The organism is Rhizobium sp. SSA_523 (assembly GCF_030435705.1).
Lineage (GTDB): Bacteria > Pseudomonadota > Alphaproteobacteria > Rhizobiales > Rhizobiaceae > Neorhizobium.
On record NZ_CP129382.1, the window covers coordinates 1,009,556 to 1,035,756 of the forward strand.

Sequence of the window (26,201 nt, forward strand, 5' to 3'; positions counted from 1 at the left end):
CAAGGGAAATGATCATGACGGCATCGGGCATCATCCGCACGGGAATTGGCGGCTGGACCTTCGATCCCTGGGAGGGCAGCTTCTACCCTGACAGGCTGGCGAAGAAGCGGCAGCTGGAATTTGCATCGCGCGAACTGGCGGCGATTGAGGTGAACGGCACCTATTATTCCAGCCAGAAGCCCGCCACCTTCGCCAAATGGGCCTCGGAAGTGCCGGAAGGCTTCGTCTTCTCGCTGAAGGCAAGCCGCTATTGCACCAACCGCAAGGTGCTGGCGGAGGCCGGCCCCTCGATCGAGAAATTTCTCAACCAGGGCATCGCCGAGCTCGGCCCGCATCTCGGCCCAATCCTGTGGCAATTCATGGCCACCAAGACCTTCCAGCCGGACGATTTCGAGGCCTTTCTCTCCCTTTTGCCAAAGACACTCGACGGCCTGCCGCTCCGCCATGTGGTGGAGCCGCGCCATGCGAGTTTCTGCGACCCGGCTTTCATCGATCTCCTCCGGCGCCATGAGGTGGCGGCCGTCTGCGCCGATCACGGCGAATATCCGATGTTTGCCGATGTGACCGCCGACTTCGTCTATGCCCGGCTGCAAAAGGGTGAGGACGAGATCGCCAGCTGCTATCCGAAGCCGGAGATCGATCACTGGGCCAAGCGGCTGCGCAGCTATGCGACGGGTTCTGTCCCGGAGGATCTTGCAAGGATCGATGCCGATCATCGCCCGAAAAAGCAACCGCGCGATGTCTTTGCCTTCTTCATCTCCGGCGGCAAGGTGAATGCGCCGAACGGCGCACGCCTTTTGCAGCAGCGCCTCGCCGACTAGTCGCGGAATCGACCGGGCGGCGCGTCAGAAAGGTCTTGCAACAACCGTGCCGGCCGTCGGTCGCGGCAAATCGCCCCTCTCCCCTGCCTGGATCGCCGCCAGCTTTGCCCGGGCCGCGGCGATATGAGGAACCAGCGTTTCGGCGGTGAGGCTGGGGCCCGCTGCCTGCCCCGCCTCGCCATGCAGCCAGACGGCGGCCGCGGCCGCTTCGAAACTCGGCATGCCCTGAGCCAGAAGCGCGCCGATCATGCCGGCCAGGACATCGCCGGAACCGGCCGTTGCCAGAAAGGGCGGTGCATTCTCGTTGATCAGCACACGCCCGTCAGGCGCAGCAATCACCGTGTCGGCGCCTTTGTAGACGATGATGGCGCCGGCGCGTGCGGCAGCGGATCTTGCCTTCTCCACCTTTCCTGTGTCGGCGGCATCGGCAATATCGGGAAAGAGGCGCGAGAACTCGCCTTCATGGGGCGTCAGCACAAGCTTCGGCGAATCCGTGTCGGCAAAGGCGGCATAAAGCCTTTGCGGGCAGGTGGCGAAAGCGGTAATCGCATCCGCATCCACCACAACAGGCTTGCCGCTAGCCGCTTCGGTAAGACGCCGCGCCTTTTCACCGATCCCGAAACCGGGGCCGATGACGAAGGCGTGGATCGTGGCGTCACTCAGCCAGTCGGATAAAGCCTTCTCGTCATCGATCTGGCGCAGCATGATGGCCGTCAGCGCCGGCGCCAGAACCGCCAGACTGTCCTGCGGCGCGGCAATGGTGACAAGGCCCGCCCCGGCATCCAGTCCGGCCGCTGCCGACAGGCGGGCCGCGCCGGTATGCGAGGCGGGGCCGCTGAACACGACCAGATGTCCCCGCCGGTATTTGTGTGCAGCGCCCGTCAGCTCCGGCACCAGCGGCAGCCAGATCCCGGGCTCGTTGAGCCGGAGCGCTCCGGCATGGCTGTGCAGGAAGCGGTCCGGAATGCCGATATCGGCCACATCCACGACACCCGAGAGCGCCCGGCCCGGCATCAGAACATGGCCGGGCTTGCGCGTCATGAAAGTCACGCTGCGGGCTGCGGCAAAGGCCTTGCCGCGCACCTGGCCGGTCAGCCCGCACACTCCTGACGGCAGGTCCACCGACAGGACGGGCAGTCCTGCCGCCTCCACCCTCTCGATCGCCGCCGCCACGGCCGGCGGCACATCGCGCGAAAGGCCCGCGCCGAACAGGGCGTCGATCACCAGATCGCCGGGCCGAGGCTGATAATCGTCCAACGGCAGGCAGGGACAGGGACAGGCCAGGCGGGCAAGTTCGGCATCGCCGCTCCAGCCGCCGGATGCCGAAAGTGCGTGCACGGCGGTGACGGCGCCGGACTGCGCTAATGCGCGCGCTGCAACAAAGCCATCGCCGCCATTCTTGCCCGGCCCGCACAGGAGGATATAGCGGCTGGCGCCAGGACAATGGCGAAGCGCGGCGGCGGCCACCGCAAAGCCCGCCTGTTCCATCAGGCCGAAGGAGGACAGGCCGGATGCCGCTGCCGCCGCATCGACCGACGCCATTTCCGAAGGGGTGAGCAGAATTTTTGCATGTGCCGACATGGGCGTATTGAAACCATGCCGTGGTCAAAAGACAAGCGGATAAACAGGGGATAGAGAGTTTACATTTTAGGCATTCGCCCAAATAATGGCCTGTTTCCATTGGAAAAACGGAATTCGCGAAAACAAGGATGGGACAGCAGGGGCAGGCTCTTGCCAGCCGCGCGGCAAAACCATAGCCTGCTTTTCGAACGCATTTGGTATCAGAAGGATTGCGGTGGTTCGGGCGCTTTGCCCCTCTCCTGCGCCTGGCCGGGACGACTGGCACAATACCTGCATAACGACGGGCGGGTGGGACTTCAGGCCCGCTCCCAAGGGAGAAGCGGAGAGACATTTTCTCATGAAAAAGATCGAAGCGATCATTAAGCCTTTCAAACTGGATGAAGTTAAGGAAGCGCTTCAAGAGGTCGGACTGCAGGGTATCACGGTCACCGAGGCCAAAGGCTTCGGGCGCCAGAAGGGACATACGGAGCTCTATCGGGGCGCCGAATATGTCGTGGACTTCCTGCCGAAGGTGAAGGTTGAGGTCGTGCTGGCCGACGAGAATGTCGACGCCGTGATCGATGCCATCCGCAATGCAGCCCAGACGGGGCGCATCGGCGACGGCAAGATCTTCGTGTCCAATATCGAGGAAGTCGTTCGCATCCGCACCGGCGAGACCGGCGTGGACGCGATCTGATCTTCCAGCAAGAAATCCGACCGGACAAGATCGGATCCTCATACAAGACAGAGCAATCAAGGGAGAACCCATGACGACCGCAAGCGACATCATGAAGCAAATCAAGGAGAACGACGTCAAGTTCGTCGACCTGCGCTTTACCGACCCCAAGGGCAAGCTGCAGCACGTCACGATGGATGTCACGGCTGTGGATGAGGACATGTTCGCCGATGGCGTCATGTTCGACGGTTCCTCGATCGCCGGCTGGAAGGCTATCAATGAGTCCGACATGGTTCTCATGCCCGATCCGGCCACGGTCCACATGGATCCGTTCTTTGCCCAGTCGACCATGGTGATCATGTGCGACATTCTCGATCCGATCTCCGGCGAAGCCTATAATCGCGATCCGCGCGGCACGGCGAAAAAGGCGGAAGCCTATCTGAAGGCATCGGGCATCGGCGATACGGTCTTTGTCGGCCCGGAGCCGGAATTCTTCGTCTTCGACGACGTGAAGTACAAGGCCGATCCGTTCAACACCGGCTTCAAGCTGGATTCCTCCGAGCTGCCGTCGAACGACGATACGGATTACGAAACCGGCAATCTCGGCCACCGCCCGCGCGTCAAGGGCGGCTATTTCCCGGTTCCGCCGGTCGATAGCCTGCAGGACATGCGCTCGGAAATGCTGACGGTTCTGACCGAAATGGGCGTTGTCGTCGAAAAGCATCACCACGAAGTGGCATCCGCCCAGCACGAACTGGGTGTGAAGTTCGATACGCTGGTGCGCAATGCCGACAAGATGCAGATCTACAAATATGTCGTGCATCAGGTCGCCAATGCCTATGGCAAGACGGCAACCTTCATGCCCAAGCCGGTGTTCGGCGACAACGGCTCCGGCATGCATGTGCACCAGTCGATCTGGAAGGACGGCAAGCCGACCTTCGCCGGTGACGAATATGCCGGCCTGTCGGAGAGCTGCCTCTATTATATCGGCGGCATCATCAAGCATGCCAAGGCGATCAACGCCTTCACCAATCCGACGACCAATTCCTACAAGCGCCTGGTCCCCGGCTATGAAGCTCCGGTTCTGCTCGCCTATTCGGCGCGCAACCGTTCGGCCTCCTGCCGCATTCCCTTCGGCTCCGGTCCGAAGTCCAAGCGTGTGGAAGTCCGCTTCCCCGACCCCACGCAGAACCCCTATCTGGGCTTTGCCGCGATGCTGATGGCCGGTCTCGACGGCATCAAGAACAAGATCCATCCGGGCAAGGCCATGGACAAGGATCTTTACGACCTGCCGCCGAAGGAATTGAAGAAGATCCCGACGGTCTGCGGCTCCTTGCGCGAAGCCCTCGAATGCCTCGACAGGGATCGCAAGTTCCTGACCGCCGGCGGCGTCTTCGACGACGACCAGATCGATGCCTATATCGAGCTGAAGATGCAGGAAGTCATGCGTTTCGAAATGACGCCGCATCCGGTCGAATTCGACATGTACTACTCGGCGTAAAGGCCGGGGAACGCCCATGGCATAGACGCATGCCGTAGACCCCTGCCATAGACCACCGGCGCCCCGGCGCCGGTGTTTTCGTTTTCATCTGCAGTTTCATCTACTTGCGACACAGGCCGTCATGTCCCAATCCGGTGCTTCCCCCCGCGCAATCGACTGGCTTCTGTTCGTGCTTGCACCGCTCTTCTTTTCCACCAACCTCATCTTCGGCCGCGGCATTACCGGTGATATCGGTCCCTTCATCACGGCCTTTCTCCGCTGGTTCGGCGCGACACTGCTGATTCTGCCGCTGATCTGGCACGACCGGCGGGCCTGCCTCGACCTCGTGCGCCGCCACACCCTGCTCTGGCTGGTGCTCGGTATTCTGGGAATGGGAATTTGCGGCGGCTTCGTCTACTGGGCGCTGACGAAGACGACCGCTTCCAATGCGACCCTGATCTACACCACCTCCTCCCTGTTCATCCTGCTGTTTCAATGCCTTTTCCAAGGGCGCAGGCTGCGGCTGGCGGAGATTTGCGGAATGGCGATCGCCTTTGCAGGCGTCGCAACCATCGTCCTGAAGGGCGAGCCGGCGCAATTGCTGGCGATCACCTTCAATATCGGGGATCTCGGCGTGCTTCTGGCGGCGGTCGCCTTCGCGCTCTATTCCATGTTGCTGCGCAAGCCCTCGATCGCCGCCATGCGCCCGCTGTCGCTGTTCGGCCTCCTGGCGGCCTCAGGCGCCATCGTGCTCTTCCCGCCGGCCCTGGTGGAGTTCCTGTCGGGCGCCCCGGTCCCCGATTCTGCCAGCGACTGGCTGAAACTGGCCGGCATCATCGCATTTGCCTCGCTGGCGGCCTTCTACTGTTTCCAGCATTCGGTGCGCGTCTTCGGCCCGGCCCAGGCCGGCGTGACATTGTATCTGATGCCGCCGATTTCGATCCTGCTGGCCATCCTGTTTCTGGGCGAGGCGTTTCAGTCCTACCACGCCGCCGGGATTGTCCTCGTCATGGGAGGCGTGTTCCTGGCGACCGCGCCGCGCCCTCGCCTGTCGGCTTCGTGAGGCACCTTGCGAAAGCAAGGCCCGGCGGCGCGATTTCGTTCAGCTTTTTGCCTGCTCGCCACGGCGAGTTCGACCGTTTGCGGAACATTGCGGCCTTGATGTCGTTGGCAGGAATTCCCACATGGGAAGACGAAAGGAAGTTCGCGCCATGAAACAACGAAACGCAAAATTCACCATCGGCGAAGTCGTTCGTCACAAGGTCTTTCCGTTCCGCGGAATTGTTTTCGATGTGGATCCCGAATTCGCCAATACCGAGGAATGGTGGAATGCCATTCCGGCAGAAATCCGTCCGCACAAGGATCAGCCCTTCTACCACCTTCTGGCGGAAAACGACGAGACGTCCTATGTCGCCTATGTGTCGGAGCAGAATCTGGAACATGACGAGAGCGGCGTTCCCTTGCAGAACCCGCATATCGGCCAGATTTTCGAAAGGGCCGAAACCGGTCGCCTGAAGCCGAAGGCCATTCTGGCGCACTGACACCTCGGCGCCGGGACATCGCCCGGGAGTCAAGATTGGCGCAGCGGAAACTGCGTGGGATCAATGCAGCGGACCGGTCTTTGTGCCACTGATGGGGTGCAGGAGATGCCAGCTCCAGCCTCCGGCCAGCCGGTCGTGGCAACCCTCTCGTGCCGCGGCCGGTGATGGCTCAGCCTCAAGATAAGTGTTCTACAAAAAAGGACGCCTTTTCAGGCGTCCGTTCTTCATGATTGCGACGAGGCTCTGGCTTACTGGCCGGCCTTGGCAGCGTTCTGAGCGTCTTCCAGCTTCTTGCGGGCTTCTTCAGCCTTTTTCTGCATGCTTTCCTGCAGGCTGCGCTGGCTTTCGGCGAGCTGCGACTGCGAGATCGGCGCGCCGTCGAAGGCACCGGTAAAGCCGTTCAGCGAGACCTTGATCGGATTGGCAGCGCGACGGAAATTGACGGAGGTGAAGACCACTTCGCCGCCCTTTTTCAGGCTGGCGATAACCGGATCCGTCAGCGGCACTTCAGCGGTGCAGCGATCGGGGATGCAGAGCACGTAGTCGAGCTTCTGGGCCTTGCCGCCATCGATCTGCATGGTGATTCCCGGCTGGATCAGACGCGCCGAGGGAACCGATACCTGCATGATCTTGCGGTTGACCTGGCCCTCGACCGTGATGAGGCCCACAGCCGTGATCAGCTGGCCGTTCTGCGACAGAAGCACGTTCTGAACGGCGCAGACATCGCTATCGCCCTGCTTGTCACAGGTCTTGAACCAGCCGAGCGGCGGGGCGCCGGCCGGAGCGGCTGCATCCTGTGCCATGGCGGCCATGGGGGCGGCGCCAAAAGACAGTGCGAGGGCGGACAGCGCCGTCCCGAGAACTTTGTGTGCGTTGAGCATCATACCGAGATCCGTCTCCTGAAAGCGGTTTGCCAAACAGCCTGAAGCTGCTTCGTGCCGGGGTTCTGGCCCTTCACCTGTCGTTTAATTGAGGCAATAGGATGACCCGGCGTCTGCTCACCTGTTACATCGGCAATCTTCCGATATCCAGTCTTAACTTTGCCGAATGGCAGCAGTGTTTCAAGTTTCCTCTCCCGTGATTGCTTTTTCAAGCCGCGATACGATAGCGTCAGGCGAATCATCTTTGCCCTGTCCAACGAGGTGACCATGCGCCGCCTGATATTGTCTCTGCTCCTGCTGGCATCCTGGTCCGGCAATGCCAGCGCTGAACCCGTCCATGCGATCGCGATGCATGGGTCTCCGGCCCTGCCTGCCGATTACCGACATCTTCCTTACGTCAATCCGACGGTGAAGAAGGGCGGCAAGGTCGCCTATGGCGTCGTCGGCACCTATGACAGCCTCAATCCGTTCAACCTGAAGAGCATCCGCACCACGGCGCGCGGCGTCTGGGACAATATCTTCGGCAATCTGATCTATGAGCCGCTGATGATGCGTTCCTCCGACGAGCCTTTCAGCCTCTATGGCCTGCTGGCGGAAAGCGTCGAATGGGACGAGCAGCGCAGCTTCATCCAGTTCAACCTCAACCCCAAGGCAAAATGGTCCGACGGGCAGCCGGTGACACCCGAGGATGTGATCTTTTCTCTGGAAGTCCTGCGCGACAAGGGTCGCACGCCGTTCAGCAACCGGCTGAAACCGGTCAAGACGATGGAGAAGATCGGCGACCACAGCGTGCGCTTCACCTTCAATGAAACCGCCGATCGCGAGTTTCCGCTGATCCTGGCCTTTGCGACGCCGATCCTTCCCAAACATGCGGTGAAGGCCGACACATTCGATCAGTCGACGCTCGAAATTCCCATCGGGTCCGGACCCTATCGGATCAAGTCGGTCAGCCCTGGCCAGAAGATCGTCTATGAGCGAAACCCGGATTACTGGGGCAAGGACATTCCTGCCAAACTGGGCTTCGACAATTACGACGAGATCTCGGTCGAATATTTCCTGCAGGAGAGCACGCTGTTCGAAGCCTTCAAGAAGGGCGCGATCGATGTCTATCTTGAGGGGAACCCGACGCATTGGGCCCGTGCCTATGATTTCCCGGCAGTGTCCAGCGGCGATGTGGTGAAGGACGTCTTCAAGCCGCAGGTGCCGACCGGCATGCTCGGCTTCGTCTTCAACCTGCGCCGTCCGCTGTTCCAGAACGAAGACGTGCGTGCGGCGCTGTCGCTGGCCTTCGACTTCGAATGGGCCAACCGGAACCTCTTCGATGGCGCCTATAGCCGCACCGAAAGCTATTGGCAGAACTCGTCCCTGTCCTCGCTTGGCCATGCGGCGGACGAGAAGGAGCTTGCCCTGCTCGGCGAGAAAGCCCGGACCATGCCGGAGCCGATCCTGCAGGGAAAACCCTTTCTGCCGCGCACCGATGGCTCGGGCGGCGACCGCAAGGTGCTGCGCACCGTCGTCGAAACGCTGAAAAAGGCCGGCTACACGATCCGCAATGGCAAGATGGTGGACCAGACCGGTCGGCCGCTCGCCTTCGAAATCATGACGCAGAACCAGGATCAGGAGAAGCTCGCCGTCGCCTATCAGCGCAGCCTGCGCATGATCGGCGTCGACCTGTCCATCCGCACCGTCGACGATGCGCAATATCAGAGCCGGTCCGGCAGTTTCGACTATGATGTCATCATGAAATCCTACCCCTCCTCCCTCTCTCCGGGCATCGAGCAGGTGGGACGCTGGGGCTCGGATTCGAAGGACCGGCAGGGCAGCTTCAACTTCGCAGGCCTGGCGGATCCGGCCGTTGATCGGGTGATTACCGCCATGCTGAATGCCAGGACGGCGGAGGCCTTCACCACTGCGATCCGTGCCTATGACCGGATTCTTCTGGCCGGCAATTACCTCGTGCCGCTTTATCACATCGGCGAGCAATGGGTTGCGCGCTGGAAGCATATAGAGCATCCAGAGGCAGTGCCGCTCTATGGCTATCAGCTTTCGACCTGGTGGGATGCGCGCGCCCAGAAGTGAGCGCCGGCCGCCGCAACACGCATGGAAAGGATCAAGCCATGGAACGGCTGACGATCGATCTTGTCTCCGACGTTGTCTGCCCCTGGTGCTATCTCGGCAAGGCCAGGCTGGAACTGGCCATTGCAGAGGTGCAGGACGAGATCGGCATCGATATCAACTGGCGGCCCTATCGGCTCAATCCGGATTACCCGCCGGAGGGCGTCGACCAGAAGGCGGCGCTGGAAGCAAAGCTCGGCGGACCGGATGCGGTGCGCAAGGCGCATGACATGCTGACGCAGCTCGGCCAGGAGGTCGGCATTGCCTTCAACTTCCCGGCCATTACCATCGGTCCCAATACGCTGGATGCGCATCGGCTCATCCATTGGGCAGCGACCGAAAGCCGGCAACATCAGGACCGCGTCGTAACGCTGCTGTTCAAGGCCAATTTCGAGCAGGGCCGCAATGTCGGTGACCGCGACGTGCTGCTGGATATCGCGCAAGATGCAGGCCTCGACCGCAAGGTGATGGAGACCCTGCTCTCCTCCGAGGCCGACAAGGCGGTGATCATCGGCGAAATCGATGCGGCGCAGAAGATGGGTGTCAATGGCGTGCCGTTCTTTATCATCGATCAGCAATATGCAATCAGCGGCGCGCAGACGCCGGATGTGCTGGCCGGTGCGTTCCGCGAGATTGCCGCCGCCAAGGCAGAGGCGCGTGCCGGGCTGAACTAACCGACCGCGCCCGCGCCGAGCGTAGGGCATACCCTGGAGGCCTATCCGGATAGAAAGGGCGCGCCGATATCGAATCAGTTTCATTTCGGCTGAAAAGATTCTACTCCATCAGGATCCTCCTCCTGCCGGAAACCCGCCCGTGTCCTCCACAGATACCACCATGAAGGGCGTCGCCATCGCCCTCCTTTGCTTTGCCGCCTATTCCTTCAGCGATGCCGCCGTCAAACTGGTGGACGGACGGGTGCCGGCCTTCCAAACGGGTTTCATCGGCACCCTGGTCGGCTTTGCGGCAGTCCCTTTCCTGCTGAAACGCGGCGACCGTTTCAGCGACATGATCCGCACCACCAACCGGCCGCTCTGGCTGCTGCGCTTCGTCTGCTCGACGATCGGAACCGTCGGCAGCATCATTGCCTTCACGGAACTGGCTATGGCGGAGGCTTTCTGCCTGATCTTTCTCCTGCCCTCCTTCGCAACCATCATGTCGGTGATCTTCCTGAAGGAGCAGGTCGGGCCGAAACGCTGGGCGGCGGTGGTGATCGGCTTCATCGGCGTTCTGATCGTGCTTCGGCCGGGCTTTCGCGAACTCCAGCTCGGACATCTGACAGCGCTGGCCTCCGGCTTTACGGGCGCCGTCTCGGTGATCATCTATCGCTATTTGGGACCCAGCGAGAAGAATATTTCCATGTATGGCGCCGGGCTTCTCGGTGCGCTCAGCGTCTGCGCCATCGCAATGATCCCGCATTGGACGACGCCGTCGCTGGTCGACCTGTCCCTGCTCGTTGTTTTTGGCCTGCTGGCGGCGGTGGGCACGGTGCTGTTGATGATCGCTTCCTTCTATGCGCCGGCCGCCATCGTCACGCCGTTGCAATACAGCCAGATGCTGTGGGCCATCCTGCTCGGCTACCTGATCTTCAACGACCATGTGGACGTGTGGATGGGGCTTGGCATCACGCTCATCGTCGGATCCGGGCTTTTGACGCTGATGCGCGAGCGCAAGCGCGGCACAGCGCTCCCGCCACCGGTTGCCGGGCAGAGCGAGGCGGCCCTTGCCGTCAGGCCGGAAGAGAAGTAGCGCCGGCCCTCCTTCCCCTGGTCCGGCATGTTGTGGCTGAGGGCGATCGAGGCCGCCTCTCACCGTTCGTCTCAGGCCTGCTTGCTTGTCTCAGCCCTGCTTGGCGAGATCCGAAAGCTGCGCCATGATCTGCGCCGCAGTTGCCAGCCGCCGTTCCGGCGTCGGCAGGTCGCGGGTCAGAAAGACGCTGTGATCGGGGCGGATCTTTGCCATTGTCCCCTGCTTGGCGATATAGCCGACCAGCGCGGCCGGATTGGGGAACTGCTTGTCGCGGAACTGCAGCACGATGCCTTTCGGTCCCGCCTCCAGCTTCTCGACATTCGCCGTCCGGCACAGGGACTTGATGTAGACCACCTTCAGCAGGTTCTGCACCTCGACCGGCATTGGCCCAAAGCGATCCACCATTTCGGCGCCGAAGCCGTCGATTTCCGAGAGATCCGTCAGCTCGCCGAGCCGGCGGTAGAGACCCATGCGCAGGTGAAGATCCGGCACGTAGTCCTCCGGAATCATCACCGTGATCCCCACCGAGATCTGCGGCGACCATCCGGTATCATGGATATCATCCTCGCCCTTGACCTCGGCCACCGCCTCCTCAAGCATCTGCTGATAGAGTTCGAAGCCGACTTCCTTGATGTGGCCCGACTGTTCCTCGCCCAGGAGGTTGCCGGCGCCGCGGATGTCGAGGTCGTGGCTGGCAAGCTGGAAGCCGGCGCCCAGCGTATCGAGCGACTGCAGCACTTTGAGGCGCCGCTCGGCCGTCTGCGTCAGCTGCTTGTTCACCGGCAGCGTGAAGAGGGCGAAGGCGCGCACTTTCGAGCGTCCCACGCGGCCGCGCAGCTGGTAGAGCTGGGCGAGACCGAACATATCGGCGCGGTGGACGATCAAGGTATTGGCGGTTGGAACATCGAGGCCGGATTCGACGATGGTGGTCGAGAGGAGCACATCATATTTGCCGTCATAAAAGGCGTTCATGATGTCTTCCAGCTCGCCCGCCGCCATCTGGCCATGTGCGACCGCGACCTTCAGTTCCGGCACGTCCGACTGCAGATAGGCCTGGATATCGGGAAGATCGGCCAGCCGCGGGCAGACATAGAAGCTCTGGCCGCCGCGATAATGCTCGCGCATCAGGGTCTCGCGGATCACCAGCGGATCGAAAGGCGAAATGAACGTCCGCACCGCCATGCGGTCGACCGGCGGCGTCGTGATCAGCGACAATTCCCGCACGCCCGTCATGGCCAGCTGCAGCGTACGCGGAATGGGCGTCGCCGAGAGGGTCAGCACGTGAACGTCGCTTTTCAGCTCCTTCAGCTTCTCCTTGTGCTTCACGCCGAAATGCTGCTCTTCATCGATGATCAGCAGGCCGAGATTGGCAAATTTGATGCCGTTGCCGAGCAAGGCATGGGTTCCGACGACGATATCGACCTTGCCCTCCGCCAGATCCTTCTTCGTCTGGTTCAATTCCTTTGCGCTCACCAGGCGCGATGCCTGCTCGACCCGCACCGGCAGGCCCCTGAACCGCTCCCTGAAGGTCTTGTAATGCTGCCGGGCAAGCAGGGTCGTCGGCACCACCACCGCCACCTGCGCGCCGTTCATCGCCGCGAAGAAGGCCGCCCGCAGGGCAACTTCCGTCTTGCCGAAGCCGACATCGCCGCAGACCAGCCGATCCATGGGACGCCCTTCGGCCAGATCCTCGCGCACGGCCTCGATCGCATTGCCCTGGTCTTCGGTCTCATCATAGGGAAAGCGGGCGGCAAATTCGTCGTAGAGGCCTTCCGGGGTGACAAGCACCGGCGCCCGGCGGGTCATGCGGGTCGCGGCAAGCTTGATCAGGGCATCGGCCATGTCAAGCAGGCGCTTCTTCAGCTTTGCCTTGCGGGCCTGCCAGGCACCGCCGCCAAGCCTGTCCAGCTGCGCTTCCGCCGCGTCCGAACCGTAGCGCGACAGAAGATCGATGTTTTCCACCGGCAGGAAGAGCTTTGCCTGGTCGGCATAATGCAGTTCGAGACAGGCGCGCGGGGCGCCTGCCGCCTCGATCGTCACTAGGCCGACAAACCGGCCGATACCGTGCTCGGCATGCACGACGAGCGAGCCTTCGTCGAGGCCAGCCACTTCGGAAATGAAATCGGCGCCGCGTTTGCGGCGCTTCGACCGCCGCACCATGCGGTCGCCAAGAATGTCCTGCTCGCCGATCACGACGAGATCGCCCGTCTCGAACCCGCCTTCCAGGCTGAGGACGGCGGAGGCCGCCTCCCCCTTGGCAAGCTTGCCGATCTCGGACAGCGACTGGATGGGCTTGATGCGTTTCAGCCCGTGCTCGTCCAGCACCTGCAAGAGCCGATCCAGGGAACCCGCCGACCAGCCGGTGATGAGGACCTTGGCGCCACCGGCCCGCTTGTCGGCAATGTGCTTGACCACCAGATCGAAGACATTGACGCGTTCATCGCGGTTCTGCTGCTCGGCATCCGCCTGCGCCTTGGCCCAGCGGGGACCGGCATGTGCATCCAGGGTAACGACCCGCTTGGCCTGCCCATCCATTTCGGAAAAGGGTGTGAGCCGCACCGCACTTGCCGCATCCAGTTCACGAATGAAGGCCGAGCCTTCCAGATAGAGCTGACCAGGAGAGATCGGCTTGTAGGGCGCGGATTGCGCCAGCCCGCCTTTGCCGGAGGTTCCCGCCGCCTGACGGGCCTCGAAATAGTCATGGATGAGCTTAGATCGCTCCTGCGCCGCTTCACGTACCGTATGGTCGGTGACGATACGGAAGCCTTTGAGATAGTCGAAACCGGTTTCGAGCCTTTCGTAGAAAAGCGGCAGCCAGTGCTCCATGCCGGCATAGCGGCGTCCCTCGGAGACAGCCTGATAAAGCGAATCATCGCGCGTCGCGGCCCCGAAGGTGGACAGATAGGCCTTGCGGAAACGGCTGATCGTGTCGGGTGTCAGCGTCACTTCGCTCATCGGATTGAGATCGAGCGAGCGGGCCTGGCCGGTGGTGCGCTGGCTTGCTGGATCAAAGGTGCGGATCGATTCCAGCGTATCGCCGAAAAAGTCGAGGCGGACCGGCTCCTCGTTTCCAGGCACGAAGACATCGAGAATGCCGCCGCGCACGGCAAATTCCCCGACCTCCCGCACCGTCGAGACACGGTCGAAGCCGTTGCGCTCGAGCCGCGCCGCGATGTCGTCCATGCGGATCGTGTTGCCGGGGCGAGCCGAAAAGGCCAGGCTCTCGATCACCTCGGCCGGCGCGATCTTCTGCATCATCGCGTTGACCGTCACGAGAACGATGGCCGGATGCGGCTTCTTGGCATGGGCTATAAGGCCCGACAAGGCTGCCAGGCGGCGCGCCGACACGTCCGCACTGGGCGAGACCCGGTCATAGGGGAGGCAGTCCCAGGCCGGCAGCGTCAGGACCGGAATATCGGGCGCCACGAAGGACAGCATCTGCTCCAGATCGGCCATGCGCTGCCCGTCGGACATGACATAGGCGACCGGATGGCCCGCGCGCGCAAGCTCTGCCAGAAGCAGCGGCTCCATGCCGGCCTGCACATTGGCGATGGTCAGGCCGGCGGGCGATGCCGCCACGGCCCTGGCACTGAACCCGGAAATCATTCGCTGCGCCCAAATTTCTCTTCAAGGCTTGCCTTCGTCACCAGGTCGAAATCCGGCCGGTAGGCGGCAATGCGGGCAAACATCGGCGTATCGAGGCGCTCCGGCAGGGGATCTGCGCCCGTGATCCACCGATTGAGATCCTGGTCTTCCTCGCCCATGATCTTTTCCAGCTCGTCCAGTTCGGCGTCATCGAGCTTTGCGATCTGCTCCTCGGCGAACTGGCCGAAGACAAGATCCATCTCGCGGATTCCGCGATGCCAACAGCGATAGAGGATACGGCGGCGCCGGGGATCGAGATCGGCGCTTGAGCGCGACAGTCCAGTCATGAGCATAAAACCTTGTTTCGCGCGTGATATAGGATGAAAAGGTGAGAATGTCAGCCTTGCCAAGCAGGCAAAATCCATCGCATTTTGCCGGGCATGCGCCCTGCCCTTCTCGATCCCCTGTTTGCCTCCGTCTCCAGCCTGCCGGGCATAGGTCCGAAGCTTGCCGATCTCATTGCCCGCGTGACCGGACGCGAGGATGCCGATGACTGCCGCGTCATCGACGTGCTGTTCCACGCGCCCTCATCCATCATCGACCGGCGCAACCGGCCGGGCATAGCGCTATCGCCGCAAGGGGCGATCGTGACGCTGGAAGGCCGCGTCGATCGCCACCAGCCACCGCCGCCGGGAAAATCCAACCAGCCCTATCGCGTCTTCCTGCATGACGAGACGGGCGAGCTGGCGCTGACCTTCTTTCGCGTCAAGGGCAACTGGCTGGAAAAGGCGCTGCCGATCGATGAACAGGTCATGGTCAGCGGCAAGGTGGACTGGTTCAACGGCCGGGCCTCGATGGTGCATCCCGATCTGATGGTGAAGATGTCGGAGGCCGGCGACACGCCGCTGGTGGAGCCGGTCTATCCGCTCACCGCCGGCCTGATGCCCAAAGTCATGCGCCGCGCCGTCGAAGGCGCGCTCGCGCGCCTGCCGCAATTTCCCGAGTGGATGGACGAGCCCTTGCGCGAGAGGGAGGGACTGCCGGATCTGGAAGAGGCCTTGCGCGCGCTGCACGACCCGCGCGATGCCGCCGATCTCGATCCCCGCTCGCCATCGCGTCGCAGGCTGGCCTATGACGAATTCCTCGCCGGTCAGATCTCGCTCGCACTGGTGCGACAGCGCATGCGCAAGGCAAGCGGTCGCGCCATCATCGCCGATGGCCGCCTCGGCGCCAGGATCCGCGACAGCCTGCCCTTCACGCTGACGGCAAGCCAGGAAACGGCCATTGCCGACATTCGCAAGGACATAGCACGCAGCGAACGCATGCTGCGGCTGGTGCAGGGCGATGTCGGCGCCGGCAAGACGCTCGTGGCCTTGATGGCCATGGCGGATGCGGTGGAGGCCGGCGGTCAGGCGGTGCTGATGGCGCCGACGGAAATCCTGGCCCGCCAGCATTATGCAACCATCCAGCGTTTCGGCGCGGCAGCCGGCCTGCGCGTCGAGGTGCTGACCGGCCGCGTCAAGGGAAAGGAGCGCGAGGAGGTTCTGGCGCGCATCGCCTCCGGCGAGGCGCAGATCATCATCGGCACCCATGCGCTGTTTCAGGATGCGATCATCTATCACGATCTGATGCTGGCCGTCGTGGACGAACAGCACCGCTTCGGCGTCCACCAGCGTCTGAAACTGACGTCGAAAGGCATAGCGCCGCATCTCCTTGTCATGACGGCAACGCCGATCCCGCGCACGCTCGTGCTGGCGGCCTTTGGCGATATGGACGTCTCCAAGCTGACGGAAAAGCCGGCGGGGCGTAAGCCGATCCAGACGGTGACCATCCCGAGCGAGCGCACCGACGAGATTATCGGCCGGCTGCGGACCGCTTTGGCCGAGGGAAAAAAGGCCTATTGGATCTGCCCGCTGGTGGAGGAATCCGATGAATCCGACCTCATGTCGGCAGAGGAGCGGCATGCTTTGCTGACGGCGGCGCTCGGACCGCAGCTGGGCGCGAAAATCGGCCTTGTGCACGGCCGCATGACCGGAGCCGAAAAGGACGCCGTGATGACGGCCTTCAAGGCAGGCGAAGTGCGGCTGCTGATCGCCACCACCGTCGTTGAAGTGGGAGTCGACGTGCCGGATGCGACGATCATGGTGATCGAGCATGCCGAGCGCTTCGGTTTGGCGCAATTGCACCAGCTGCGCGGCCGCGTCGGCCGGGGCGAAGAGGCCTCGACCTGCATTCTGCTCTACAAGGGACCGCTCGGCGAAACCGGGCGGGCGCGCCTGTCCATTCTGCGCGACAGCGAGGACGGCTTTCTGATCGCGGAGGAGGATCTCAAACTGCGCGGCGGAGGCGAATTGCTGGGCACGCGCCAGTCCGGCACGCCGGGCTTCAAGATCGCCAGCCTGGAAGCCCATGCGGACCTGCTGGAGATCGCCCGCAAGGACGCCGCCTATCTGATCGACAAGGATCCGGAGCTCAACAGTGAGCGCGGCCAGGCTGTCCGCACCCTGCTCTACCTTTTCCGCCGCGACGAGGCCGTGCGTTTTTTGCGGGCGGGCTGAGCTTCAGCGTGTCTTGCAGCAGGATTGCATGCTCCCTCACCCGGCGTCAGCTTGCGCTCGGCACTTGGCGCTACTATCGGCGTGAGCTCAAACTTTACTTCGGCAGCCTGTCAGCCTCAGGCGCCGGCAGCGGCTTCGGCTTCCAGTCCGGCGCGATCAGCCCGCCGGAGATCAGCAGCTTGGCCGCATCTTCCGGTGACATGTCCAGCATGATGATGCGCGATTTCGGCACGAAGATGAGGAAGCCGGCAGTGGGCACCGGCGTCGGCGGCAGAAAGACCGCCATCATATCCTCGCCCATGTCATTGAACCGGGAGGCGAGCTCGCCCTGTGCTTCGGTGGAGATGAAGACGAGGGCCCAGGTGCCCGGCGCCGGAAACTCGATGAGGCCGACCTTCTTGAAGGATGTCGACTGGTCTTTCAGGACCGTCTCGAAGATCTGCTTGAGGCTCTTGTAGAGCGTTCGCACCAGGGGCGTGCGGTGGAGCACCGATTCGCCGAGATTGACGACGGAGCGTCCGATCAGGTTCTTGCCGAGGAAACCGATGGCGGTGATGACGATCACCGCGATCAGCAGCCCGAGCCCCGGAATGGTAATATCGAAATAATATTGGGGGTTGTAACGCTGCGGAATATACGGCGTGACCCAGCTATCCGCCCAGTCGATGAAGGCGAAGGTCAGCCATACCGTGATCGCCAGTGGCGCACAGATGATCAGGCCGGTCAGGAAGTTGTTGCGCAACCGCCCGACAATGGTGATCCTCTCGGGACTATTCGTCATGCCGATCCGTTTTCTTGCATGCCCGTTTTCCTGCATGTCCGTCTTCATGCTGCGCTGCCGAAGCAAGGTGAAACCGGACAATGCCCAAGCCGACCGCTGACCGCAAGGCCGAAAGAATGAAATATCGGCAAGGCAGAGGCCGGGCCCTGCACAAGGCCTCGCCCCTGCCCCCGCCTGCACCCGAGCGGCTGGCCGAAGCGAAACACTCCCCTTGCCGGAATTGATTTTCGAGCCTTATTCGACCGTCACCGATTTCGCCAGGTTTCGCGGCTGGTCGACATCCGTCCCCATGAACACGGCTGTATGATAGGCGAGCAACTGGATCGGCAGAGCGTAGATCATCGGCGCGATCACTTCGTCGACATTGGGAAGGACAATGGTTGCCATTGTCGGAAGCTTTGAGGCGGCAGCGCCCTTTTCGTCGGTGATGAAGATGATCTTGCCGCCCCGGGCCGCCACTTCCTGCATGTTGGAAACGGTCTTCTCGAAGAACCGGTCGTGCGGAGCGATCACGATCACCGGCATGTTCTCGTCGATGAGGGCGATCGGACCATGCTTCAACTCGCCGGCGGCATAGCCCTCCGCATGAATATAGGAAATTTCCTTCAGCTTCAGGGCGCCTTCCAGCGCCAGCGGATAGCTGGTGCCGCGGCCAAGATAGAGAACATCCTTGAAACGCGAGAGCTCGCGCGAAAGGCCTTCCACCTGCGGCTGGACGAGATTGAGAACCCGGCTCATGACGCGGGGCATCTCGATCAGATGCTTCACCATCTCGCTTTCCTGGGCAGCGCTCAATGTGCCGCGGGCGCGGCCGGCCTGGATGGCCAGTGCCGCCAGAACCGCCAGCTGGCAGGTGAATGCCTTGGTCGAGGCGACGCCGATTTCCGGACCCGCCAGGATCGGGAAGACGGCATTGGCCTCCCGCGCAATGGTGGATTCCTGGACATTCACGATCGCCCCGATCCTCAGGCCCTGCTCCTTGGCGTAGCGCAACGATGCCAGTGTGTCGGCGGTCTCGCCCGATTGGGAGATGAAGAGAGCCGCGGCGTCCTTCTGCAAAGGGATCTCCCGATAGCGGAATTCCGAGGCGACATCGATCTCCACCGGCAGGCGCGCATAACGCTCGAACCAGTATTTGCCGATCAGGCCCGACAGATAGGCCGTGCCGCAGGCCGAGATCGCCAGACTGTTGACGGCTGCGAAATCGATACCGTCATCCGGCCGCTTGACCGTGGCGTGAGCAAAATCCACATAATGGCTGAGCGCATGGGAGATGATTTCCGGCTGCTCGTAGATTTCCTTTTCCATGAAATGGCGGTGATTGCCCTTGTCGACCATGAGTGCCGCCGCCTGCGAAATCTGCATGGGGCGCGAGACCGGCTCGCCGGAAAAGGTCATGATCGAGGCACCCTTTGCCGTCACGACCGCGCAATCGCCATCGACCAGATAGGTGATGCGATTGGTGAAAGGCGCAAGCGCAATGGCATCGGAACCGAGGAACATTTCGCCCTGGCCGTGACCGATGGCGAGCGGCGGACCGGACCTTGCGCAAAGAATGGTCGACGGATCATCCTTGAACATCACGACCAATGCGTAAGCGCCGGTGATCCTGTTGAGCATGGCCAGCATGGCCGCCTGATGGTCCAGCCCCTGCCGGGTCAGCCGCGCCAGAAGATGCGCGACGACCTCGGTATCGGTCTGGCTTGCAAATTCTGCGCCTTCGGCCAGCAATTCATCGCGCAGTTCGGAGAAATTCTCGATGATGCCGTTATGGACGACGGCGACGCCTTCGACGAAATGCGGATGGGCATTGGTCTCGTTCGGCACGCCATGCGTTGCCCAGCGCGTATGGGCAATGCCGATCAGGCCTGGAAGCGGCTCGCCGGCAAGCTTCTTCTCGAGGTTGAACAGCTTGCCCTCTGCGCGGCGCCGCGCCATGACCCCGTCGTGGATCGTGGCGACACCGGCGGAATCATAGCCCCGGTATTCCAGCCGGCGCAGCGCATCGACCAGACGTTCCGCAACCGGCTCCCTGCCGACTATGCCAACAATACCGCACATGTGAGCCCCATTCCTTGTTGCAAGCGCAGATGTCCTACCGCACCGCACGCGCAATGCAATGTCGGCCGAGGTCAAATTCGATTTCTTACAGTAACCTAGAAAACGTTACCGATCCGCCTTCGCATCCGGCGACCGAGCCTGCTTTTTGGCGGCCTTCAGCGCCAGCGCCCGTTCGCGCACCAGGCGCGCCCGCTCCGGCTTCACCTCCTGGCGCGCCCGCCCGAACGCCAGGGCATCGTCCGGCACGTCATCGGTGATGACGCTGCCCGAGGCAATATAGGCGCCACTGCCGATCGTCACCGGCGCCACAAGCGCCGAATTTGAGCCGATGAACGCATTGTCGCCGATGCGGGTCTCGTGCTTGTTCACCCCGTCGTAATTGCAGGTGATCGTGCCAGCGCCGATATTGCTCCCCGCGCCGACAAAGGCATCGCCGATATAGCTCAGATGATTGACCTTGGCGCCGGCACCGATCTCCGCCTTCTTCACCTCGCAGAAATTGCCGACCTTGGCCCCCTCGCCGAGATTTGCGCCGGGTCGCAGGCGGGCAAAGGGCCCAACCGTCGCGCCCTTTGCCACATGGGCGCCTTCCAGATGCGAGAAGGCATGAATGACTGCCCCCGCTTCAACCGTAACGCCCGGGCCGAAGACCACATTCGGCTCGATCAGCACGTCCGGCTCGATCCTGGTGTCGTAACTCAGAAACACGGTTTCCGGCGCGATCATCGTAACGCCGGACAGCATGATGTCGTCGCGCCGCCGGTCCTGCCACATGCGCTCCAGGAGCGCCAGCTCGACGCGGGTATTGCAGCCGGCAAGCTCCGCCTCCGGCGCATCGATCGCAACGACGCTGCCGCCGTCGGCGCGGGCGATCTCCACAATATCCGTCAGGTAGTACTCACCCTTGGCATTCGTGTTGCCGATCTTCTCCAGCCAGCCGAGTGCGCGAGCGCCATTGATGACCATGAGGCCGCTATTGCACCAGGTGACCTTCCGCTCTTCGTCAGTCGCATCCTTTTCCTCGCGGATCGCGATCAGCGCGCCGTTTTCCACGAGCAGACGGCCATAGCCGAAGGGGTTGGCGGCATGGAAGCCGATGACGACGAGGTCCGCGCCTTCTGCAAGTTTTGCCCGCGCCTCCAGAAAGGTCTCCGGTCGCACATGCGGGACATCGCCATAGGTGACCAGCAGATCGTCATAGCCTTTTGCGATCGCCTCCCTGGCCATCAGCACCGCATGACCCGTCCCGCGACGCTCCGTCTGCAGGACGGCAGATACCGTCATGTCCGGGATCGATCCCGCCTTCGTCACGGTCTCGGCGTCGCGCCCCACGACGAGCACGGCGTCGCGCATTCCGGCAGCGCGCACCGCCCGCATCACATGCGCGATCATCGGCAGGCCGGCGATCGGATGCAGCACCTTCGACATCGAGGATTTCATCCGGGTGCTGTCGCCGGCGGCGAGGATCACGGCAAGGCAGGTGCGGTTCATCAGGGCGGGTCTCCATCGGTGATGTGCCCTTCTATCAGTAGTTTATCGGCTTCGCCAATACCGCCGCAGCCCCGGTTTTTGAAATGCGAAAGGCGCCCGCAGGCGCCTTTCTGTCCATGGTTCTCTCGCGTAAACCCTTACTGCGGCAGCTTGTCGTCGATGCCTTCGACATAGAAGTTCATGCCGAGCAGTGTGCCGTCATCGGCCTTCTCGCCGGCCTTCAGCCAGGCAGAACCGTCCTGCTTGTTGACCGGGCCGGTGAAGGGATGCAGTTCACCCGACTTGATCTTGGCTTCGGTCTCTTCCGCCATCGCCTTCACATCGTCCGGCATATTGGTGTAGGGCGCCATGGTCAGGATGCCGTCCTTCAGGCCGTCCCAGATCTGTTCCGACTTCCAGGTTCCGTCGAGAAGGGCCTTGGTGCGCTTGATGTAATAGGCGCCCCAGGTGTCGACGATTGCCGTCAGCTGCGTCTTCGGGCCGGCGGCGATCATGTCGGAAGCCTGTCCGAAGGCCATGATGCCACGCTCGGCGGCAACCTGCATCGGCGCCGTTGTGTCGGTGTGCTGGGTCAGAATGTCGACGCCCTGGTCGATCAAGGCCTTGGCGGCATCGGCTTCCTTGCCCGGATCGAACCAGGTATTGGCCCAGACCACCTTCAGCTTGAAGTTCGGATTGACCGACTTCGCGCCGAGTTCGAAGGCATTGATGCCCATCACGACTTCCGGGATCGGGAAGGAGGCGATGTAGCCGGCAAGACCCTTTTTCGACATCTTCGCGGCGATCTGGCCCTGAATGTAGCGGCCTTCATAGAAGCGCGAATTATAGGTGGCGAGGTTTTCCGCCGACTTGAAGCCGGTCGCATGCTCGAACTTCACCTTCGGGAATTTCTGCGCCACCTTCACGGTCGCGTCCATGAAGCCGAAAGAGGTGGTGAAGATCATCGCGCAGCCCGACCGCGCCATGCGCTCGATCGCCCGTTCGGCATCGGGGCCTTCCGGCACGCTTTCCAGGTAGGGAGTCTCGATCTTGTCGCCGAAGGCTTTCTGCAGTTCCTGCCGGCCGATATCATGCGCCTGCGTCCAGCCGCCATCGGTCTTGGTGCCGACATAGACGAAGCAGACCTTGGACTTTTCCTGGGCCTGTGCGCCGCTGGAGAGGCCGCCGAGAACGGCGACCGCGGCGGCGAGTGAGATGATGAGCTTCTTCATTTTCAACCCCTGTTGGCTTGAAGCTGCGGAATTTTATGCCGCCTCAGCGGTCCGGAACGAAGGGTTTCCCCAAGCAAGCCGGCGTATTGATGAGCGTGGTGCGGCGATTATGCGAAATGATGATGAGAACGACAATAGTGACTGCGTAAGGCAGCATGGACAGGAATTGCGACGGCACGCCGATGCCGAAGGCCTGGGCATGCAATTGCAGAATGCCGACCGCACCGAAAATATAGCCGCCAATCAGGACGCGCCAGGGGCGCCAGGAGGCGAAGACGACGAGCGCCAGCGCGATCCAGCCGCGTCCGGCAGCCATGTTCTCGACCCATTGCGGCGTGTAGACGAGCGAGAGCTGCGCGCCGGCCAGCCCGGCACAGGCGCCACCGAACATCACGGCGAGATAACGGGTGCGGATCACGCCGATGCCGAGCGCATGCGCCGAGCCATGGCTGTCGCCGATGGCCCGCAGCTTCAGCCCCGCCCGGCTTCTGAACAGGAACCAGCTGACGCCGACGACCAGCGCGATCGACAGGTAGAAGGTGAGATCCTGGCGGAAGAGCAGCGGTCCGAGCACAGGAATGTCGGACAGCAGGGGCACGATGATCGGCTGCAGCTTGACGCCCGGAATGCCGACAAAGCCCTCGCCGAGCTGCCCTGAAACCCCGAGGCCCAGAAGGGTCAGGGCAAGGCCCGTGGCCACCTGATTGGCGACCAGGGTCAGGGTCAGGAAGGCAAAGAGCAGCGAAAAGAGGGCGCCGCCCAGAATGCCGGTGAGGAGGCCGAGGCTTGGAACGCCGGTCAGATAGGCACCGGCAAAGGCGCAGACGGCACCCATGATCATCATGCCTTCGACGCCGAGATTGAGGACGCCGGCGCGTTCCGTCACCAGTTCGCCCATGGCGGCGATGACGAGCGGGGTCGCAGCAGTGATGATGGTCAGAAGAATGGCTTCGATCATGAGGAGGACCTCGTCGCCGGCAAGGACCCGGCACCAAAGATCACGCGGACGCGATAGAGGATCAGCGTATCGCAGGACAGGACGAAAAACAGCAGCAGGCCCTGGAAGACGCGGGTGACCTTGTCGGAAATGCCGATGGACAGCTGGGCGGCCTCGCCGCCGAGATAAGTGAGCGCCAGCACGAAACCGGAGGCGATGATGCCGAGCGGGTTGAGTCGGCCGAGAAAGGCGACGATGATGGCGGTGAAACCGTAGCCGGGCGAGATCGACGGCTGCAGATGGCCGATCGACCCAGAGACCTCCGAAATACCCGCCAGGCCGGCCAGGCCGCCCGACAGCATCATCGAAAACCAGACCATCCTGCGTGCCGAAAATCCGGCGAAGCGCCCTGCCCGCTCCGAGCGGCCGAGCACGCTGACCTCGAAGCCCTTCAGCATGAAGCGCATCATGAACCAGACGCAGAGAGCCGCGACAAGGGCGAAGACGACGCCGAAATGGGCCCGGCCGGACTCCAGCATTTCCGGCAGCACCGCCTCCGGCGCAAAGCTGATCGATTGCGGGAAATTGAAGCCTTTCGGATCGCGCCACGGCCCCCTGACCAGCCAGTCGAGAAAGAGCTGGGCGATATAGACCAGCATCAGGCTGACCAGGATTTCATTGGTGTTGAAGCGGGTTTTCAGGAGGGCCGGGATCGCCGCAAACAGCGCGCCGCCGATCGCCCCCATGACCAGCATCAGCGGCAGCACCATCGGCGAATGCCATTGCGGCACCAGGATGGGCAGGATGGAGCCAGTAATCGCGCCGATCGTGAATTGCCCCTCCGCGCCGATATTCCAGTTGTTCGACCGGTAGCAGACCGCAAGGCCGACGGCGATCAGGATCAAGGGACCGGCCTTGATCGCCAGTTCGTGCAGCGACCAGACCTCCAGCAACGGCTCGATGAAGAAGCTGTAGAGCGCATGGCCCGGATCCTTGCCGAGCAGCCAGAACATCAGCGCGCCGAAGCCGAGCGTCAGGGCAAGAGCGAGGAGCGGCGATACGATGGCAAACAGGCCGGATGCACTGGCGCGGCGTTCGAGTTCAATGCGCATGGGCAAGGCCTCCGGCATGGCTGGCCGTCTCGTGTATGCCGCCCATCAGCAGGCCAATCCGCTCCAGTGTCAGATCTTTCGCCGGACAGGGCGCCGACAGCCGGCCCTCGGAAATGACGGCAATATTCGTCGCCACCTCGAAGATCTCGTCGAGATCCTGGCTGATGACCACGACGGCGGAGCCGGACCGCGCCAGATCGACCAGCGCCTGACGGATACGGCTGGCCGCGCCCGCATCGACGCCCCAGGTCGGCTGGTTGACAACCAGTACGGACGGCTGGCGATCGAGCTCGCGGCCGATAATGAATTTCTGCAGATTGCCGCCCGACAGCGAGCCGGCGGCCGGATCCTCGCCGCTTTTGCGCACATCCATGACCTGACAGATCCGCTTGGCCGCTGCTCGAATGGCATCATGGCGGACGATCGAGGCGAAACCGCCGGAGAGGAAGGCCTTGGCATCCGACTGGCTGCGCGACAGCAGGAGATTGTCGGACAAAGGCATGTCCGGCACGGCCGCATGACCATGACGCTCCTCCGGCACGAAGCCTGCACCCAAAAGCCGGCGGCCATTGATCCCCATGCGGCCGATTGCCTTGCCGCGAATGCGGATGGCGGCGTCATGGCTGACCGGATATTCGCCCGACAGCGCGTCGAACAACTCGCCCTGGCCATTGCCGGCCACACCGGCAATGGCGAGAACCTCGCCGGCCCTGACCTTCAGGGCGATGTCGCGCAAAGCCACGGCAAAGGGCGTGCGTGCCGGAACCGACAGCTGCTCGACCTCGATCAGCACGGGACCGGGCTCGGCAACCTCTGGGCGCGAGACGCCGGCGACATCCGATCCCACCATCATGCGTGCGAGCGATGCCGGCGTCTCCCGGCGCGGATCGCAGGTGCCGGTCACCCTGCCGTGGCGCAGCACGGTCGCCCGGTCGCAGATCCGCTGGACCTCTTCCAGCCGGTGGCTGATATAGAGAACCGATCGTCCCTCGGCCTTCAGCTTGAACAGCGTGTCGAAAAGCCTGTCGGCTTCCTGCGGCGTGAGGACGGAGGTCGGCTCGTCGAGGATGATCAGGCGCGGATTTTGCAGAAGCGCCCGCACGATCTCGATGCGCTGGCGCTCCCCGACCGACAGATCCGCCACATGGGCGCTCGGATCGAGCGGCAGGCCATAGGCCTTCGACAAGGACCGCGCCTCTTCGGCAATCCGGGCAAGCGGTATCTTGGGATCCATCGAGAGAGCGATGTTTTCGGCAACGGTCAATGCTTCGAAAAGCGAAAAATGCTGGAAGACCATGCCGATGCCGAGGGAGCGGGCCTCGCCGGGCGAGCCGATCGAGACGGGCGCGCCATCCCACAGAATGCGGCCATCGCTCGGCTGCAGGACGCCGAACAGCATCTTGACCAGCGTGGATTTTCCTGCGCCGTTTTCCCCCAGAAGAGCATGGATCTCTCCCGGCGCGATCGTCAGGTCGATCTCTTTGCAGGCAGCAAATGTGCCGAAATATTTGGTCAGCCCCTGTATATCGAGAAGCGAACCCTTGGCAGGAGCCTCAACGTCAGTCACTCATATCCCCTCATCCACCTCGCGCCCACCTTCTACGAGGCTTTGCCGGCTGCGATGTGCCATCCGTTTCCGCTCGGG

Annotated in this window: 21 protein-coding genes; 9 read left to right on the forward strand and 12 right to left on the reverse strand. The window is 62.5% G+C overall.

What is annotated here, in order from left to right; genetic code table 11:
- The first annotated feature begins 14 nt into the window (after positions 1 to 14).
- Complete coding sequence (locus QTJ18_RS13275; protein ID WP_252754517.1) at positions 15 to 821, forward strand: DUF72 domain-containing protein; 807 nt, start codon at positions 15 to 17, stop codon at positions 819 to 821.
- Between the two features lie 24 nt (positions 822 to 845).
- On the opposite strand, the gene QTJ18_RS13280 is transcribed toward QTJ18_RS13275, so the two are convergent.
- Positions 846 to 2,402, reverse strand: coding sequence for an NAD(P)H-hydrate dehydratase (locus QTJ18_RS13280; protein ID WP_252754516.1), 1,557 nt, complete (start codon positions 2,400 to 2,402; stop codon positions 846 to 848).
- 337 nt (positions 2,403 to 2,739) lie between these two features.
- Here QTJ18_RS13280 and QTJ18_RS13285 point away from each other — a divergent pair, with 337 nt between their 5' ends.
- The 4 genes from QTJ18_RS13285 (at position 2,740) to hspQ (ending at position 6,078) form a co-directional block, all read left to right on the forward strand.
- Positions 2,740 to 3,078, forward strand: coding sequence for a P-II family nitrogen regulator (locus QTJ18_RS13285; RefSeq protein ID WP_165219483.1), 339 nt, complete (start codon positions 2,740 to 2,742; stop codon positions 3,076 to 3,078).
- 70 nt (positions 3,079 to 3,148) lie between these two features.
- A complete protein-coding gene (gene glnA / locus QTJ18_RS13290) occupies positions 3,149 to 4,558 on the forward strand; it encodes a type I glutamate--ammonia ligase (protein ID WP_252754515.1) in 1,410 nt (469 codons plus the stop codon).
- Positions 4,559 to 4,679: 121 nt separating this feature from the next.
- Positions 4,680 to 5,600, forward strand: a complete 921-nt coding sequence (locus QTJ18_RS13295; protein WP_252754514.1) for a DMT family transporter — start codon at positions 4,680 to 4,682, stop codon at positions 5,598 to 5,600.
- Positions 5,601 to 5,748: 148 nt separating this feature from the next.
- The gene (hspQ, locus tag QTJ18_RS13300; protein WP_252754513.1) at positions 5,749 to 6,078 is read left to right on the forward strand and encodes a heat shock protein HspQ; all 330 of its coding nucleotides are present in this window, start codon (positions 5,749 to 5,751) and stop codon (positions 6,076 to 6,078) included.
- Between the two features lie 248 nt (positions 6,079 to 6,326).
- On the opposite strand, the gene QTJ18_RS13305 is transcribed toward hspQ, so the two are convergent.
- Positions 6,327 to 6,962, reverse strand: a complete 636-nt coding sequence (locus QTJ18_RS13305) for an invasion associated locus B family protein (protein WP_252754512.1) — start codon at positions 6,960 to 6,962, stop codon at positions 6,327 to 6,329.
- Positions 6,959 to 7,201 carry a hypothetical protein gene (locus QTJ18_RS13310; protein ID WP_252754511.1) on the reverse strand — a complete coding sequence of 81 codons (243 nt, stop codon included), beginning with the start codon at positions 7,199 to 7,201 and terminating at the stop codon, positions 6,959 to 6,961. The genes QTJ18_RS13305 and QTJ18_RS13310 overlap by 4 nt, the downstream gene beginning before the upstream one ends.
- 25 nt (positions 7,202 to 7,226) lie before the next feature.
- On the opposite strand from QTJ18_RS13310, the gene QTJ18_RS13315 reads away from it, so the two are divergent.
- The 3 genes from QTJ18_RS13315 to QTJ18_RS13325 all read left to right on the forward strand — a co-directional run bounded on the left by QTJ18_RS13315 (position 7,227) and on the right by QTJ18_RS13325 (position 10,820).
- Positions 7,227 to 9,038: an extracellular solute-binding protein gene (locus QTJ18_RS13315; protein WP_252754510.1), complete on the forward strand. Its 1,812-nt coding sequence runs from the start codon at positions 7,227 to 7,229 to the stop codon at positions 9,036 to 9,038.
- Positions 9,039 to 9,076: 38 nt separating this feature from the next.
- On the forward strand, positions 9,077 to 9,748 hold the full coding sequence (locus QTJ18_RS13320) for a DsbA family oxidoreductase (protein ID WP_252754509.1): 672 nt from the start codon (positions 9,077 to 9,079) through the stop codon (positions 9,746 to 9,748).
- A gap of 160 nt (positions 9,749 to 9,908) precedes the next feature.
- Positions 9,909 to 10,820: a DMT family transporter gene (locus tag QTJ18_RS13325; RefSeq protein ID WP_252754698.1), complete on the forward strand. Its 912-nt coding sequence runs from the start codon at positions 9,909 to 9,911 to the stop codon at positions 10,818 to 10,820.
- 90 nt (positions 10,821 to 10,910) lie between these two features.
- On the opposite strand, the gene mfd is transcribed toward QTJ18_RS13325, so the two are convergent.
- Positions 10,911 to 14,426, reverse strand: a complete 3,516-nt coding sequence (gene mfd, locus QTJ18_RS13330; protein WP_252754508.1) for a transcription-repair coupling factor — start codon at positions 14,424 to 14,426, stop codon at positions 10,911 to 10,913.
- A complete protein-coding gene (locus QTJ18_RS13335) occupies positions 14,423 to 14,752 on the reverse strand; it encodes a succinate dehydrogenase assembly factor 2 (RefSeq protein ID WP_252754507.1) in 330 nt (109 codons plus the stop codon). Before QTJ18_RS13335 ends, mfd begins: the two co-directional genes overlap by 4 nt.
- A gap of 93 nt (positions 14,753 to 14,845) precedes the next feature.
- Between QTJ18_RS13335 and recG the strand changes: the two genes are divergently transcribed.
- Positions 14,846 to 16,963 (forward strand): ATP-dependent DNA helicase RecG, encoded by a 2,118-nt coding sequence (gene recG / locus QTJ18_RS13340; protein ID WP_252754506.1) that lies wholly within the window; start codon positions 14,846 to 14,848, stop codon positions 16,961 to 16,963.
- 94 nt (positions 16,964 to 17,057) lie between these two features.
- Here the strand turns inward: recG and QTJ18_RS13345 are convergent, their stop codons facing one another.
- The 7 genes from QTJ18_RS13345 to QTJ18_RS13375 form a co-directional block, all read right to left on the reverse strand.
- Positions 17,058 to 17,744 (reverse strand): DUF502 domain-containing protein, encoded by a 687-nt coding sequence (locus tag QTJ18_RS13345; protein ID WP_252754505.1) that lies wholly within the window; start codon positions 17,742 to 17,744, stop codon positions 17,058 to 17,060.
- Between the two features lie 234 nt (positions 17,745 to 17,978).
- On the reverse strand, positions 17,979 to 19,805 hold the full coding sequence (gene glmS, locus QTJ18_RS13350) for a glutamine--fructose-6-phosphate transaminase (isomerizing) (RefSeq protein ID WP_252754504.1): 1,827 nt from the start codon (positions 19,803 to 19,805) through the stop codon (positions 17,979 to 17,981).
- Positions 19,806 to 19,910: 105 nt separating this feature from the next.
- Positions 19,911 to 21,296: a bifunctional UDP-N-acetylglucosamine diphosphorylase/glucosamine-1-phosphate N-acetyltransferase GlmU gene (gene glmU, locus QTJ18_RS13355; RefSeq protein ID WP_252754503.1), complete on the reverse strand. Its 1,386-nt coding sequence runs from the start codon at positions 21,294 to 21,296 to the stop codon at positions 19,911 to 19,913.
- Positions 21,297 to 21,433: 137 nt separating this feature from the next.
- Positions 21,434 to 22,507 carry a BMP family ABC transporter substrate-binding protein gene (locus QTJ18_RS13360; protein WP_252754502.1) on the reverse strand — a complete coding sequence of 358 codons (1,074 nt, stop codon included), beginning with the start codon at positions 22,505 to 22,507 and terminating at the stop codon, positions 21,434 to 21,436.
- Between the two features lie 43 nt (positions 22,508 to 22,550).
- Positions 22,551 to 23,465: an ABC transporter permease gene (locus tag QTJ18_RS13365; protein ID WP_252754501.1), complete on the reverse strand. Its 915-nt coding sequence runs from the start codon at positions 23,463 to 23,465 to the stop codon at positions 22,551 to 22,553.
- A complete protein-coding gene (locus QTJ18_RS13370; protein ID WP_252754500.1) occupies positions 23,462 to 24,556 on the reverse strand; it encodes an ABC transporter permease in 1,095 nt (364 codons plus the stop codon). The genes QTJ18_RS13365 and QTJ18_RS13370 overlap by 4 nt, the downstream gene beginning before the upstream one ends.
- Positions 24,546 to 26,123 (reverse strand): ABC transporter ATP-binding protein, encoded by a 1,578-nt coding sequence (locus QTJ18_RS13375; RefSeq protein ID WP_252754499.1) that lies wholly within the window; start codon positions 26,121 to 26,123, stop codon positions 24,546 to 24,548. Before QTJ18_RS13375 ends, QTJ18_RS13370 begins: the two co-directional genes overlap by 11 nt.
- Positions 26,124 to 26,201 lie beyond the last annotated feature (78 nt).

What these genes read in the sequence shown, in the direction of transcription:
- QTJ18_RS13320 (WP_252754509.1), top strand. Translation starts at nt 9,077, where the DNA reads ATGGAACGGCTGACGATCGATCTTGTCTCCGACGTTGTCTGCCCCTGG.
- QTJ18_RS13305 (WP_252754512.1), bottom strand. Translation starts at nt 6,962, where the DNA reads ATGATGCTCAACGCACACAAAGTTCTCGGGACGGCGCTGTCCGCCCTC.
- QTJ18_RS13345 (WP_252754505.1), bottom strand. Translation starts at nt 17,744, where the DNA reads ATGACGAATAGTCCCGAGAGGATCACCATTGTCGGGCGGTTGCGCAAC.
- glnA (WP_252754515.1), top strand. Translation starts at nt 3,149, where the DNA reads ATGACGACCGCAAGCGACATCATGAAGCAAATCAAGGAGAACGACGTC.
- glmU (WP_252754503.1), bottom strand. Translation starts at nt 21,296, where the DNA reads ATGAACCGCACCTGCCTTGCCGTGATCCTCGCCGCCGGCGACAGCACC.
- QTJ18_RS13365 (WP_252754501.1), bottom strand. Translation starts at nt 23,465, where the DNA reads ATGATCGAAGCCATTCTTCTGACCATCATCACTGCTGCGACCCCGCTC.
- QTJ18_RS13295 (WP_252754514.1), top strand. Translation starts at nt 4,680, where the DNA reads ATGTCCCAATCCGGTGCTTCCCCCCGCGCAATCGACTGGCTTCTGTTC.
- QTJ18_RS13310 (WP_252754511.1), bottom strand. Translation starts at nt 7,201, where the DNA reads ATGATTCGCCTGACGCTATCGTATCGCGGCTTGAAAAAGCAATCACGG.
- QTJ18_RS13370 (WP_252754500.1), bottom strand. Translation starts at nt 24,556, where the DNA reads ATGCGCATTGAACTCGAACGCCGCGCCAGTGCATCCGGCCTGTTTGCC.
- recG (WP_252754506.1), top strand. Translation starts at nt 14,846, where the DNA reads ATGCGCCCTGCCCTTCTCGATCCCCTGTTTGCCTCCGTCTCCAGCCTG.
- glmS (WP_252754504.1), bottom strand. Translation starts at nt 19,805, where the DNA reads ATGTGCGGTATTGTTGGCATAGTCGGCAGGGAGCCGGTTGCGGAACGT.
- QTJ18_RS13315 (WP_252754510.1), top strand. Translation starts at nt 7,227, where the DNA reads ATGCGCCGCCTGATATTGTCTCTGCTCCTGCTGGCATCCTGGTCCGGC.
- hspQ (WP_252754513.1), top strand. Translation starts at nt 5,749, where the DNA reads ATGAAACAACGAAACGCAAAATTCACCATCGGCGAAGTCGTTCGTCAC.
- QTJ18_RS13280 (WP_252754516.1), bottom strand. Translation starts at nt 2,402, where the DNA reads ATGTCGGCACATGCAAAAATTCTGCTCACCCCTTCGGAAATGGCGTCG.
- QTJ18_RS13335 (WP_252754507.1), bottom strand. Translation starts at nt 14,752, where the DNA reads ATGACTGGACTGTCGCGCTCAAGCGCCGATCTCGATCCCCGGCGCCGC.
- QTJ18_RS13360 (WP_252754502.1), bottom strand. Translation starts at nt 22,507, where the DNA reads ATGAAGAAGCTCATCATCTCACTCGCCGCCGCGGTCGCCGTTCTCGGC.
- QTJ18_RS13275 (WP_252754517.1), top strand. Translation starts at nt 15, where the DNA reads ATGACGGCATCGGGCATCATCCGCACGGGAATTGGCGGCTGGACCTTC.
- QTJ18_RS13325 (WP_252754698.1), top strand. Translation starts at nt 9,909, where the DNA reads ATGAAGGGCGTCGCCATCGCCCTCCTTTGCTTTGCCGCCTATTCCTTC.
- QTJ18_RS13285 (WP_165219483.1), top strand. Translation starts at nt 2,740, where the DNA reads ATGAAAAAGATCGAAGCGATCATTAAGCCTTTCAAACTGGATGAAGTT.
- mfd (WP_252754508.1), bottom strand. Translation starts at nt 14,426, where the DNA reads ATGATTTCCGGGTTCAGTGCCAGGGCCGTGGCGGCATCGCCCGCCGGC.